Source organism: Enterobacter cloacae complex sp. P16RS2 (assembly GCF_014982155.1).
Classification (GTDB): Bacteria; Pseudomonadota; Gammaproteobacteria; order Enterobacterales; family Enterobacteriaceae; genus Enterobacter; species Enterobacter cloacae_M.
In genome coordinates this window covers 10,740-23,620 of sequence record NZ_JADCKW010000016.1, presented here as the reverse complement: position 1 = coordinate 23,620, position 12,881 = coordinate 10,740, and the positions used below count along the sequence as shown (strand labels likewise).

9 protein-coding genes and 1 other RNA gene are annotated in these 12,881 nt (G+C 58.0%); 6 read left to right on the top strand and 4 right to left on the bottom strand.

Annotated elements, in window-relative coordinates:
- Entirely contained in the window at nt 1–651 is a 651-nt protein-coding gene (gene narL, locus INF68_RS11935) for a two-component system response regulator NarL (RefSeq protein ID WP_008499531.1), read from the bottom strand.
- On the bottom strand, nt 644–2,440 hold the full coding sequence (narX, locus tag INF68_RS11930; RefSeq protein ID WP_126786821.1) for a nitrate/nitrite two-component system sensor histidine kinase NarX: 1,797 nt from the start codon (nt 2,438–2,440) through the stop codon (nt 644–646). Before narX ends, narL begins: the two co-directional genes overlap by 8 nt.
- 309 nt (nt 2,441–2,749) lie before the next feature.
- Between narX and INF68_RS11925 the strand changes: the two genes are divergently transcribed.
- The 5 genes from INF68_RS11925 (at nt 2,750) to narI (ending at nt 11,185) form a co-directional block, all read left to right on the top strand.
- The gene (locus INF68_RS11925) at nt 2,750–4,147 is read left to right on the top strand and encodes a NarK family nitrate/nitrite MFS transporter (RefSeq protein WP_126786822.1); all 1,398 of its coding nucleotides are present in this window, start codon (nt 2,750–2,752) and stop codon (nt 4,145–4,147) included.
- Between the two features lie 378 nt (nt 4,148–4,525).
- On the top strand, nt 4,526–8,269 hold the full coding sequence (locus tag INF68_RS11920; RefSeq protein ID WP_045355813.1) for a nitrate reductase subunit alpha: 3,744 nt from the start codon (nt 4,526–4,528) through the stop codon (nt 8,267–8,269).
- Entirely contained in the window at nt 8,266–9,801 is a 1,536-nt protein-coding gene (narH, locus tag INF68_RS11915; protein WP_126786823.1) for a nitrate reductase subunit beta, read from the top strand. Before INF68_RS11920 ends, narH begins: the two co-directional genes overlap by 4 nt.
- Nucleotides 9,798–10,508: a nitrate reductase molybdenum cofactor assembly chaperone gene (narJ, locus tag INF68_RS11910; protein ID WP_045404951.1), complete on the top strand. Its 711-nt coding sequence runs from the start codon at nt 9,798–9,800 to the stop codon at nt 10,506–10,508. The genes narH and narJ overlap by 4 nt, the downstream gene beginning before the upstream one ends.
- Nucleotides 10,508–11,185: a respiratory nitrate reductase subunit gamma gene (gene narI / locus INF68_RS11905; protein ID WP_023312107.1), complete on the top strand. Its 678-nt coding sequence runs from the start codon at nt 10,508–10,510 to the stop codon at nt 11,183–11,185. The genes narJ and narI overlap by 1 nt, the downstream gene beginning before the upstream one ends.
- On the opposite strand, the gene INF68_RS11900 is transcribed toward narI, so the two are convergent.
- A complete protein-coding gene (locus tag INF68_RS11900) occupies nt 11,182–12,078 on the bottom strand; it encodes a DMT family transporter (RefSeq protein WP_126786877.1) in 897 nt (298 codons plus the stop codon). The two genes, narI and INF68_RS11900, sit on opposite strands and share 4 nt — an antisense overlap.
- 108 nt (nt 12,079–12,186) lie before the next feature.
- Here INF68_RS11900 and INF68_RS11895 point away from each other — a divergent pair, with 108 nt between their 5' ends.
- Nucleotides 12,187–12,630, top strand: a complete 444-nt coding sequence (locus INF68_RS11895) for an Lrp/AsnC family transcriptional regulator (protein ID WP_126786825.1) — start codon at nt 12,187–12,189, stop codon at nt 12,628–12,630.
- Nucleotides 12,631–12,687: 57 nt separating this feature from the next.
- Here INF68_RS11895 and INF68_RS11890 read toward each other — a convergent pair.
- A non-coding RNA gene (locus tag INF68_RS11890) (RtT sRNA) lies at nt 12,688–12,818 on the bottom strand.
- Nucleotides 12,819–12,881 lie beyond the last annotated feature (63 nt).

Below are 12,881 nucleotides of genomic sequence, written 5' to 3'. Positions count from 1 at the left end.
TTAAAAAATGCGTTCCTGATGCACCCACACCGCGGCTTCAACGCGGGATTTTAGCTTCATTTTCTTCAGCATATGCTTCACGTGCACTTTGACCGTGCTTTCGGTGATGTCCAGGCGGCGGGCGATCATTTTGTTCGGCAGCCCCTGGGCAATGAGTTTGAGAATATCGCGCTCGCGCGGGGTTAACTGGCTGACGTCGCGGTCAGAGGTGGCGCGATTGGCGCGCAGGCTGGCGGCCAGGACCGGCGTTAAGGCTTCGCTGAGAACCATCTCGCCCGCCGCGGCCTGCTGCAGCGCCTTAAGCAAGTCTTCCGGCTCCATATCCTTGAGCAGATAACCATCCGCCCCGCGCTTCAGCGCCGTGACCACATCCTCTTCATGGTTCGACACGCTAAAGACGACGATGCGTCCGGAAAGCGATTTTTCCCGCAGCTTGTCGAGGGTCTCCAGACCGTTCATGCCCGGCATATTCAGATCGAGCAGGATCAGATCGGGATCGAGGGATTCGGCAAGCTCAATGCCCTGTTCACCGTTGCTGGCTTCGCCAACCACCGTGATATCGGGCGCCATGCTGACCAGCTGTTTCACGCCAGTACGCAGCATCGGATGGTCGTCGATCAGCAGGATGGATGCCGGTTCCTGATTAGTCATGGGTTTCTCCTTGAGCAGTCGTAAGCGGTTTCTCGGGAATAAAGGTGACTACAACTTCCGTGCCACCCGTCTCTCTCCGGCGAACCTGGCAATCACCGCGCAGGCTTTGGGCGCGGTCTCGCATAATAATTAAACCATAGTGGTTAGTGCGTTCGGCATTTTCCGGCACGCCGCGGCCGTTGTCGTGAACCGTGAGCTTCACCTGATTGTTGTGCTGGCTGACGGTGACCGTTACCGCCGTCGCGCCGGAATGCTTGAGCACGTTGCTCAGCGCTTCACGGGCGATCTGCAGTACATGTATGGCCTGATGGGAGGGGACAAACCGCGGCGGCAGCTGGTAGTCCAGCTTCACCGGGAACCCCAGCCGGGCGCTAAATTCGTGACAGCTGGCCTCCAGCGCCGGACGCAGGCCCGGCTCGGTCAGCTGCAGACGGAAGGTGGTCAGCAGCTCGCGAAGCTGTATCCAGGAAGTGTTCAGCTCGTTGCGGATCTGGCTGAGCAGCTGCTTGTTGCTTTCGGGCATCTCCGCATCCTGCATCTGCAGGCAGCTCACCTGCATTTTCATACAGGAGAGCGACTGGGCAATCGAGTCGTGAAGCTCGCGGGCGATGGTCGCGCGCTCTTCCATGACGATCAGCTGCTGCTGCTTTTCCTGATGCCTGTCGAGCGCCAGCGTGGCCGTGAGCTGTTCGACCAGCGTATCAACCAGCTGCTGCTGGTCGTGGCTCAGGTGACGCCCGGCTGGCAGCGTTGCCAGCAGAATACCGTACTGGGTGTGGCTGTCGGTCAGGCGCCACTTCAGGGTGGTGCCGCCGGACGTCAGCGGCGGCAGGCCGCGAGGGCAAAGATGGCAGCCTTTGTCATCGCAGGACATATCCGACTGACAGGTAAATTCCTGATGATTATCTTCATCTTCCACGTCGTAGACGCGCAGCTCAAGGTCGTGAAGCAGGGTCAGATTTTGCAGGCCGTTCAGCACCGGCGAGAGGCGTTCGCATAGCGGCACCTGCATGTGCAGACGGCGGTTGGCCTGCCACAGGAAGGAGAGGATCTCGTTTTTCTGCTCCAGTCCGGCCGTTTTTTCCTGAACGCGCTGTTCCAGCACCGCGTAGCTCTCGGAGAGCTCTGCCGACATGGTGTTGAGCGCCTGGCCGAGCATGGCCATCTCGTTGCGCCCGCTGATGTGCGTGCGCTGGGTAAAATCGCGTGCGGTCACCGCGCGGGCCATTGCAAGCAGCTGTTTCCACGGGTTCAGCAGCCGCGCGCGCAGCCAGACGATGGTGAAGATCAGCAGCAGCCCCATAAACAGCGCCATTGCGCGGTGCACCATCACCACCCGGTCGATGCGTAATTCGGTTGTCTGGTCAAAAGCGGAGACCAGCGCATCAATACGTGAGACGAACCCCGCGACGTCTTGCGCAACGGTTTCTGTGCTTCGCGCCTGTTTCAGCCCGGGCTGCAGTTGGGTGTGCCAGTAGCCCTGAAGGGCGTTAAGCTGGGATTGCTGACCGGCGCGGATGGCGGCGTTTTCCAGCTCGGGGCTGAAGACCGTGCGCTCCATCTCATCAATCAGGGGCCGATCGTCCTGCGTCAGGGGAACCGACGCCAGCAGGCGATAACTCTGCATGCGTAGCGATCCTGCCTCGTTGATGGCATGCGCATTACCCTGTACGCCCTGTACCAGCCAGCCGGAGATCGCCATGCCGGTCACGCCGATGGCGGTGGACAGCAAAACGATAAGGGCTAGCTGATTCACGAGCGTCAGCGGAGATAAACATCTTTTTAACATAGAGGTGGCGTGCTCCTGACGTGGCCTGCTTGCAGGAATGGCGCTATTCTGGTGCATACCCTGGAGTATACCCATACCAATAAAGGATTACCCCTAAATTGCCAACGGAGTAGGGGGAAGGAGGTGGAGGTAGCCAGGAACCTTCAGTGCCGTGAAAAACCACGTCTTTTTTACCGAATTTGCCTACTCACTAAGGATAAGACCTTTTTTTGCGCCGCAAATCCTCCCACTTTTCCTTTGATTTATATCAACTTACCGCCGCCCTAAAACCCTAATGTTTGCAGCATCATTCGAGAATCAGAGGTGTCTATGAGTCACTCATCCGCTCCCGAAAGGGAAAATGGTGCCGTTATTACTGACTGGCGTCCAGAGGATCCGGCGTTCTGGCAACAGCGCGGCCATCGTGTAGCCAGCCGGAATCTGTGGATTTCCGTGCCGTGTTTGTTATTAGCGTTTTGCGTATGGATGTTGTTTAGCGCGGTGGCGGTAAATCTGCCGAAAGTGGGTTTTACGTTTACGACCGATCAGCTGTTCATGCTGACCGCGCTGCCGTCGCTGTCCGGCGCGCTGCTGCGTGTGCCTTACGCGTTTATGGTGCCGGTGTTTGGCGGTCGTCGCTGGACGGCGTTCAGCACGGGCATCATGATCGTCCCCTGCGTCTGGCTCGGCTTCGCGGTGCAGGATACCTCTACGCCGTTCAGCGTGTTCGTGATTATTTCCCTGCTGTGCGGTTTTGCGGGTGCGAACTTCGCCTCTAGCATGGCGAACATCAGCTTCTTCTTCCCGAAAGCGAAGCAGGGCGGCGCGCTGGGCATTAACGGCGGTCTGGGAAATATGGGCGTGAGCGTGATGCAGCTGATTGCCCCGCTGGCGATCTCGGTCTCCATTTTTGCAGCCTTTGGCGGCGGTGGCGTTGAGCAGGCGGATGGTTCTTCCCTCTATCTGCAGAACGCCGCCTGGATCTGGGTACCTTTCCTGGTGGTCTTCACCCTCGCAGCCTGGTTCTTTATGAACGATCTGTCAGCGTCGAAGGCATCGCTGAGCGAACAGCTGCCGGTGCTGAAGCGTGGACACCTCTGGGTGATGGCGCTGCTGTATCTGGCTACCTTCGGTTCGTTTATCGGCTTCTCTGCGGGCTTCGCGATGCTGTCGAAAACGCAGTTCCCGGAGATTCAGATCCTGCACTTTGCCTTCTTCGGACCGTTTATCGGTGCCCTGGCGCGTTCGCTGGGCGGCATGGTCTCTGACCGTCTCGGCGGTACCCGCGTGACGCTGGTTAACTTCGTCGTGATGGCGGTCTTCTGCGCGCTGCTGTTCCTGACGCTGCCCGACGACGGGCAGGGCGGTAACTTCATCGCCTTCTTCGGCGTATTTATGGTGTTGTTCCTGACGGCCGGGCTGGGGAGCGCGTCTACCTTCCAGATGATCTCCGTGATCTTCCGTAAGCTGACGATGGATCGCGTGAAGGCGCAGGGCGGAAGCGAAGAGCAGGCCATGCGCGAGGCGGCAACGGATACGGCCGCGGCGCTGGGCTTTATCTCTGCCATCGGTGCGATTGGCGGCTTCTTTATCCCGAAAGCGTTCGGTATCTCTCTGGACCTGACCGGCTCTCCGGCCGGCGCCATGAAAGTCTTCCTCGTCTTCTATATCGCCTGCGTTGTGATTACGTGGCTGGTATATGGCCGTAATACCAAGAAAAATAAGTAAGTGTGATTATCCGTTTACGCGGCCTTCGGGCCGCGTTTTTTTTCAGCATAATAGTTACAACATACTTACGGCTTTTACGGCAGACGCCTGCGGCGGCACTGTGATCGCCATCGCTTTGCAGGTGGGTCTACCCCTTAATACCTGAGAGGTTAAATGTTGACTGGTTTTTTGTACGATAAATTAAAAATAACTATATATTTCATATTGATATAAATTTTTTGAAGATACCGCTTTGGTGGTATTTTGTATAACCCCTCCACGAAAAGTCCCTCCTCGTCTTGATCGTTATCAATTCTCCCCCTCTTTCAGGGCGTTACCTTCGCTGCAAATCAGCAATGTCGATTTAGAGAGCCACAGGCTCCACACAGGAGATACCCGATGAGCAAATTTTTGGACCGGTTTCGCTACTTCAAACAGAAGGGCGAAACTTTTGCCGATGGGCACGGCCAGGTTCTGGATACCAACCGGGACTGGGAAGACGGTTACCGTCAGCGCTGGCAGCATGACAAAGTCGTCCGTTCGACCCACGGCGTGAACTGTACCGGTTCATGCAGCTGGAAGATTTTCGTAAAAAACGGTCTGGTGACCTGGGAAATGCAGCAGACCGACTATCCGCGCACCCGCCCGGATATGCCAAACCATGAACCGCGCGGCTGCCCGCGCGGTGCCAGCTACTCCTGGTATCTCTACAGCGCTAACCGTTTGAAATACCCGCTGATGCGCAAGCGCCTGATGAAAATGTGGCGTGAAGCGAAAGTGCAGCACAGCGATCCGGTGGATGCCTGGGCGTCCATCATAGAAGACGCTGACAAAGCAAAAAGCTTCAAGCAGGCTCGCGGTCGCGGCGGCTTTGTGCGTTCCTCATGGAAAGAAGTGAACGAGCTGATTGCCGCCTCCAACGTCTACACCGTTAAAACCTACGGTCCTGACCGCGTGGCGGGCTTCTCGCCAATTCCGGCGATGTCGATGGTTTCTTATGCCTCCGGCGCGCGCTATCTTTCGCTGATCGGCGGTACCTGCCTGAGCTTCTACGACTGGTACTGCGACCTTCCGCCTGCTTCTCCGCAGACCTGGGGCGAGCAGACCGACGTGCCGGAATCTGCGGACTGGTACAACTCAAGCTATATCATCGCCTGGGGCTCAAACGTTCCTCAGACCCGCACGCCGGACGCGCATTTCTTCACCGAAGTCCGTTACAAAGGCACCAAAACTGTGGCGGTCACCCCTGACTACGCGGAAATCGCCAAGCTTTGCGACCTTTGGCTGGCGCCAAAACAAGGTACCGACGCCGCGATGGCGATGGCGATGGGCCACGTCATGCTGCGTGAATTCCATCTTGATAAGCCAAGCCAGTACTTCACCGACTACGTTCGCCGCTACACCGACATGCCGATGCTGGTGATGCTGGAAGAGCGTGAGGGCTACTATGCCGCGGGCCGCACGCTGCGCGCAGCCGATCTGGTGGATTCGCTGGGCCAGGAAAACAACCCTGAGTGGAAAACTGTTGCGTACAACAGCAACGGCGAGCTGGTGGCGCCAAACGGCTCTATCGGCTTCCGCTGGGGCGAGAAGGGCAAGTGGAACCTTGAGCAACGCAACGGCACCACCGGCGAAGAGACGGAGCTGCGCCTGAGCATGCTGGGTAGCCAGGACGAGATCGCCGAGGTCGGGTTCCCGTACTTCGGCGGTGAAGGTTCAGAGCACTTCAACAAGGTTGAACTGAAAAACGTCCTGATGCATAAACTGCCGGTTAAGCGCCTGCAGCTGGCCGACGGCTCTACCGCACTGGTCACCACCGTTTATGACCTGACCATGGCGAACTACGGTCTGGAGCGCGGTCTGGGCGATGAAAACTGCGCAACCGGCTATGACGACGTGAAGGCCTACACTCCGGCCTGGGCGGAACAGATTACCGGCGTGCCTCGCGCGCACATTACCCGTATCGCACGTGAGTTTGCAGAAAACGCGGACAAGACGCACGGTCGTTCGATGATCATCGTCGGCGCGGGTCTGAACCACTGGTATCACCTCGATATGAACTATCGCGGTCTGATCAACATGCTGATCTTCTGCGGCTGCGTCGGTCAGAGCGGCGGCGGCTGGGCACACTACGTCGGCCAGGAAAAACTGCGTCCGCAGACCGGCTGGCAGCCGCTGGCATTTGCCCTCGACTGGCAGCGTCCGGCACGCCATATGAACAGCACCTCCTACTTCTATAACCACTCCAGCCAGTGGCGCTACGAAACGGTCACCGCGCAGGAGCTGCTGTCGCCGATGGCGGATAAATCCCGATACAGCGGCCACCTGATTGACTTCAACGTGCGTGCTGAACGCATGGGCTGGCTGCCGTCGGCGCCACAGCTGGGCACTAACCCGCTGCGCATTGCGGAAGCGGCGAAGCAGGCGGGCATGTCACCGGTGGATTACACCGTGAAATCCCTGAAGGATGGCTCGATCCGCTTCGCGGCTGAACAGCCGGAGAACGGTAAAAACCATCCGCGCAACCTGTTCATCTGGCGCTCCAACCTGCTTGGTTCGTCCGGTAAAGGCCACGAGTACATGCTGAAATACCTGCTCGGTACCGAAAACGGCATCCAGGGGAAAGATCTTGGCAAGCAGGGCGGCGTGAAGCCGGAAGAGGTGGAGTGGAAAGACAACGGTCTCGACGGCAAGCTGGATCTGGTGGTGACGCTCGACTTCCGTCTGTCCAGCACCTGCCTGTACTCCGACATCGTGCTGCCAACCGCGACCTGGTACGAAAAAGACGACATGAATACCTCGGATATGCATCCGTTTATTCATCCGCTGTCTGCGGCCGTTGACCCGGCGTGGGAATCAAAAAGCGACTGGGATATCTACAAAGACATCGCGAAGAAATTCTCCGAAGTCTGCGTAGGGCACCTCGGCAAAGAGACAGACGTGGTGACGCTGCCAATCCAGCACGACTCCGCCGCCGAGCTGGCGCAGCCGCTGGAAGTGAAGGACTGGAAAAAAGGGGAATGCGACCTGATCCCGGGCGTAACCGCGCCGCACATTATTCCGGTTGAACGCGACTACCCGGCAACCTACGAGCGCTTTACCTCTATCGGCCCGCTGATGGAGAAAATCGGTAACGGTGGGAAGGGGATCGCCTGGAACACCCAGAGCGAAATGGATCTGCTGCGCAAGCTCAACTACACCAAAGCGGACGGCCCGGCGAAAGGCCAGCCTATGCTGAACACGGCGATTGATGCGGCAGAAATGATCCTGACCCTGGCCCCGGAAACCAACGGCCACGTCGCGGTGAAAGCCTGGGCGGCACTGAGCGAGTTTACCGGACGCGATCACACGCACCTGGCGAAGAATAAAGAGGAAGAGAAAATCCGCTTCCGCGATATTCAGGCCCAGCCGCGCAAGATTATCTCCAGCCCGACCTGGTCCGGCCTGGAAGATGAGCATGTGTCCTATAACGCGGGCTACACCAACGTTCACGAGCTGATCCCATGGCGCACCCTGTCCGGCCGTCAGTCGCTGTATCAGGATCACCAGTGGATGCGCGACTTCGGTGAAAGCCTGCTGGTCTACCGTCCGCCAATCGACACTCGCTCCGTAACCGCAGTTATGGGCGCGAAATCGAACGGTAACCCAGAGAAGGCGCTGAACTTCCTGACGCCGCACCAGAAGTGGGGTATCCACTCCACCTACAGCGACAACCTGCTGATGCTGACGCTGTCGCGCGGCGGTCCGATTGTCTGGATGAGCGAAACGGATGCCAAAGATCTGGGTATTGAAGATAACGACTGGATCGAAGTGTTCAACAGCAACGGTGCCCTGACGGCGCGTGCGGTGGTGAGCCAGCGCGTACCGGCCGGGATGACCATGATGTACCACGCTCAGGAACGTATCGTTAACCTGCCGGGGTCAGAGATCACCGAGCAGCGCGGCGGGATCCACAACTCCGTGACCCGCATTACGCCGAAGCCGACCCACATGATCGGTGGCTATGCGCAGCTGGCCTACGGCTTTAACTACTACGGCACCGTAGGATCGAACCGCGATGAGTTCGTGGTGGTACGTAAGATGAAGAATATTAACTGGTTAGATGGCGAAGGTAATGACCAGGTACAGGAGAGCGTAAAATGAAAATTCGTTCACAAGTCGGCATGGTGCTGAATCTGGATAAATGTATCGGCTGTCATACCTGCTCGGTCACCTGTAAAAACGTCTGGACCAGCCGCGAAGGTATGGAGTACGCCTGGTTCAACAACGTGGAAAGCAAGCCGGGCACCGGCTTCCCGACCGACTGGGAAAACCAGGAGAAGTGGAAGGGCGGCTGGATCCGCAAAATCAACGGCAAGCTGCAGCCGCGCATGGGTAACCGCGCTTGGCTTCTGGGAAAAATCTTCGCTAACCCGCACCTGCCGGGCATCGACGATTACTACGAGCCGTTTGACTACGACTACCAGAACCTGCACAACGCGCCGGAAAGCAAGCACCAGCCGATCGCCCGTCCTCGCTCGCTGATCACCGGTCAGCGCATGGACAAAATTACCAGCGGTCCAAACTGGGAAGAGATTCTGGGCGGCGAGTTCGAGAAACGCGCCAAAGACCAGAACTTCGAGAACATGCAGAAGGCGATGTACGGCCAGTTCGAAAATACCTTCATGATGTATCTGCCGCGCCTGTGCGAGCACTGCCTTAACCCGGCGTGCGTGGCGACCTGCCCGAGCGGCGCCATCTACAAGCGTGAAGAAGACGGCATCGTGCTGATTGACCAGGACAAGTGCCGCGGCTGGCGTATGTGCATCACCGGCTGCCCGTACAAAAAGATCTACTTCAACTGGAAGAGCGGCAAATCCGAGAAGTGCATCTTCTGCTACCCGCGTATTGAAGCCGGGATGCCAACCGTCTGTTCCGAAAGCTGCGTAGGCCGTATTCGCTACCTCGGCGTGCTGCTGTACGACGCGGACGCGATTGAAAACGCCGCCAGCACCGAGAACGAGAAAGATCTGTATCAGCGTCAGCTGGACGTGTTCCTCGATCCGAACGATCCGAAGGTGATTGAGCAGGCGCTGAAGGACGGCATTCCGCAGAGCGTGATTGACGCCGCGCAGCAGTCGCCGGTGTACAAAATGGCGATGGACTGGAAGCTGGCGCTGCCGCTGCACCCGGAATACCGCACGCTGCCGATGGTCTGGTACGTGCCGCCGCTGTCGCCGATTCAGTCCGCGGCTGACGCGGGTGAGCTGGGCAGCAACGGTATCCTGCCGGACGTGGAGAGCCTGCGTATCCCGGTTCAGTATCTGGCAAACCTGCTGACCGCAGGTGATACCCAGCCGGTACTGCTGGCGCTGAAGCGTATGCTGGCGATGCGCCACTTCAAGCGTGCCGAAACCGTGGATGGCGTAACCGATACCCGCGCGCTGGAAGAGGTCGGTCTGACCGAAGCGCAGGCGCAGGAGATGTACCGCTATCTGGCGATCGCTAACTACGAAGACCGTTTCGTGGTGCCGAGCAGCCACCGCGAGCTGGCCCGCGAAGCCTTCCCGGAAAAAAATGGCTGTGGCTTTACCTTTGGCGACGGCTGCCACGGGTCAGACAGCAAATTCAACCTGTTCAACAGCCGCCGCATCGATGCTATGGATGTGACCAGCAAAACGGAGCCGCACCAATGATTGAACTCGTCATTGTTTCGCGTCTGCTCGAGTACCCGGATGCTGCGCTTGCGCAGCATCAGCAGGAACTCTTTGATGCACTCGCGTCATCTGAAAACCTGGATAAAGACGATGCCCAGCGGCTTGGTGTTTTCCTCCGCGATCTGCTGGCGCGCGACCTTCTGGATGCCCAGTCGGACTACAGCCAGCTGTTTGACCGGGGTCGTGCGACCTCGCTGCTGCTGTTTGAACACGTTCACGGTGAATCCCGTGACCGCGGTCAGGCGATGGTGGACCTGATGGCCCAGTACGAACAGCACGGCCTGCAGCTCGACAGCCGCGAGCTGCCGGATCATCTACCGCTGTATCTGGAGTACCTGGCGCAGCTGCCGAAAGAAGAGGCGCTGGGCGGTCTGCAGGATATCGCGCCGATCCTGGCGCTGCTCGGGGCGCGTCTTCAGCAGCGGGAGAGCCGCTATGCGGTGCTGTTCGATCTGCTGGTGAAGCTGGCCAACGCCTCGGTCGACAGTGAAAAAGTGGCGGAGAAAATTGCGGATGAAGCCCGCGATGATACGCCACAAGCGCTGGATGCGGTCTGGGAAGAAGAGCAGGTTAAATTCTTTGCTGACCAGAACTGCGGCGAGTCTGAAATCTCCGCTCACCAGCGTCGTTTTGCCGGCGCGGTTGCCCCGCAATATTTGAATATCTCTAACGGAGGACGGCACTAATGCACTTCCTGAATATGTTCTTCTTTGACATTTACCCGTATATCGCGGGCACCGTGTTCCTGGTGGGAAGCTGGCTGCGTTACGACTACGGCCAGTACACCTGGCGTGCGGCCTCCAGCCAGATGCTGGATCGTAAGGGAATGCATGTGGGCTCTAACCTGTTCCACATCGGTATTCTGGGGATTTTTGCCGGTCACTTCCTGGGAATGCTGACGCCGCACTGGATGTATGAAGCGTGGCTGCCGATCGAGGTGAAGCAGAAGATGGCGATGATCGCGGGCGGTGCCTGCGGGGTGATGACTCTCGTCGGTGGCCTGTTGCTGCTGAAACGTCGCCTGTTCAGCCCGCGCGTGCGTGCGACCACGACTGCAGCGGACATCCTGATCCTCTCCCTGCTGATGGTGCAGTGCGCGCTGGGCCTGCTAACCATTCCGTTCTCGGCGCAGCACATGGACGGCAGCGAAATGATGAAGCTGGTCGGCTGGGCGCAGTCCGTAGTGACCTTCCACGGCGGAGCCTCCGCGCACCTGGACGGCGTGGCCTTTATCTTCCGCGTTCACCTGGTGCTGGGGATGACGCTGTTTGTGCTGTTCCCGTTCTCTCGTCTGGTGCATATCTGGAGCGCGCCGGTGGAGTACCTGACGCGCAAATACCAGATTGTGCGCGCCCGTCGCTAATTCGCCGTTTTGATACCAACCCCGCACTCGCGGGGTTTTTTTTCGCCCCAGCCCAGGTTGTTGCCCGCTGCAGCAAACAGGATCAGCGCGCCGCCCGCGAGCTGCGTCAGGTTCAGCGAGTGTCCGAACACCAGATTATCGACAACGATCGCCACCACCGGATAGATAAACGACAGGGAGCCGGTAATGGGCGTAGGCAACTTCTGAATTGCGCTGTAGAGCAGCTGGTACATAATGCCGGTATGGACGATGCCCAGCGTCAGCAGGATAGGCCAGGGAAAATCACCTGAAAATGACGGCATGCTGGCAAACGGCAAAAGCATCACGACGCCCGTCAGCACCTGGATAAAGGCAATATGCTGCGGCGCAACGGATCTGAGCTTGCGGGCAATAATGGCCGTGACCGCATAGAAGAAAGCCGCGGCCATCGCCAGGCCGATTCCGGCGAGCCATTCACTGCCGTGCGCGCCGGTCAGCTCGCTGGAGAGCAAGATCACCACGCCGCCGAAGGCGAGGAACAGCCAGCCCCATTTCACCAGGCTAACGCGTTCACCTAAAAACATTCCCATCAGGACCAGCATAAACGGCTGGGTGTTATAGACCACCGTCGAAAGACCAATGGAGATCCGCTCATAGGCTGCGAAGAGCAGCAGCCAGTTCACCACGAGCGCTACGCCACCGAGAATGGCCAGCAGCAGCGTGGTGCGGGTGAGGGGACTGAAGGGCTTTTGACTTACCCGGATAAAAATAAAAAGCGCCATTGCCCCGATAAGACAGCGCCAGAACACCACCTCCGTCACCGGCAGACCGCTGAGTAAAACAAACGCACCGATAGAGCCGGAAATTAACATCGCCAGGCTCATTTGCCAGACGCCTTTATGGAAATCACGCATCATCCACCTCCTGATTGTATGACGCTATTGTCGAAAATCACTGTCGGGTTTTACAGGGATGAGATAAGGTGAAATGCAGTGGTGGCTTTTTAAAATTAGGTGAAAAGGATGGAATACCTTCTCGATGATATCGATCGACAAATTTTAGCCTGTCTGGTCGAAGATGCGCGCATGTCTTTGAAGGTGCTCAGCGGACGCATTGATCTGACTTCCCCCAGCACGGCAGAACGCCTGAAGAGGCTGGAAGAGCGGGGTGTGATTCAGGGGTATGGCGCACGGGTGAATCTGGCGGCGCTGGGGTATACGCTGCAGGCGCTGGTGCGCGTGCGGCCTTTGCCGGGGTTGTTGCATAAGGTGGATAAATACATTCAGGCGATGCCGGAATGTATTGAGAGCGACAAAGTCACCGGGGAAGATTGCTTTGTGATTAGGCTGGTGGTGCGATCGATAGAGCAACTGGATACGTTGCTGGACGGCCTGGCAGAGCATGCACAGTGTAATACGTCGATTGTGAAAAGTTCGCCGGTGAAGCGTCGTTTGCCGCCGATGTAGGTTTCTGTCGCCGGGTGGCGGCTGCGCCTTACCCGGCCTACAACGACGGATTCGGTTTTTATGTTGGGGAAGGATTACTCGGCGCGTTGCGCCTCGCCCTTCGGGTCGTTGCCTGCGGCAACGCTTTCTCGCTACGCTCGAATCGAACCTTAGTCGAAGCTTCTCATCCTTCCCCGTTACGGAAATGCATGATGCCTGGTGCAAAAAGGAGATTCAGAGTCATTTGAAAGTGATGGTGGTGGGGGAAGGAT

Excerpts from the sequence above, each read along its gene's own strand:
- narL (WP_008499531.1), bottom strand. The coding sequence starts at position 651 with ATGACTAATCAGGAACCGGCATCCATCCTGCTGATCGACGACCATCCG.
- narX (WP_126786821.1), bottom strand. The coding sequence starts at position 2,440 with ATGTTAAAAAGATGTTTATCTCCGCTGACGCTCGTGAATCAGCTAGCC.
- INF68_RS11925 (WP_126786822.1), top strand. The coding sequence starts at position 2,750 with ATGAGTCACTCATCCGCTCCCGAAAGGGAAAATGGTGCCGTTATTACT.
- INF68_RS11920 (WP_045355813.1), top strand. The coding sequence starts at position 4,526 with ATGAGCAAATTTTTGGACCGGTTTCGCTACTTCAAACAGAAGGGCGAA.
- narH (WP_126786823.1), top strand. The coding sequence starts at position 8,266 with ATGAAAATTCGTTCACAAGTCGGCATGGTGCTGAATCTGGATAAATGT.
- narJ (WP_045404951.1), top strand. The coding sequence starts at position 9,798 with ATGATTGAACTCGTCATTGTTTCGCGTCTGCTCGAGTACCCGGATGCT.
- narI (WP_023312107.1), top strand. The coding sequence starts at position 10,508 with ATGCACTTCCTGAATATGTTCTTCTTTGACATTTACCCGTATATCGCG.
- INF68_RS11900 (WP_126786877.1), bottom strand. The coding sequence starts at position 12,078 with ATGCGTGATTTCCATAAAGGCGTCTGGCAAATGAGCCTGGCGATGTTA.
- INF68_RS11895 (WP_126786825.1), top strand. The coding sequence starts at position 12,187 with ATGGAATACCTTCTCGATGATATCGATCGACAAATTTTAGCCTGTCTG.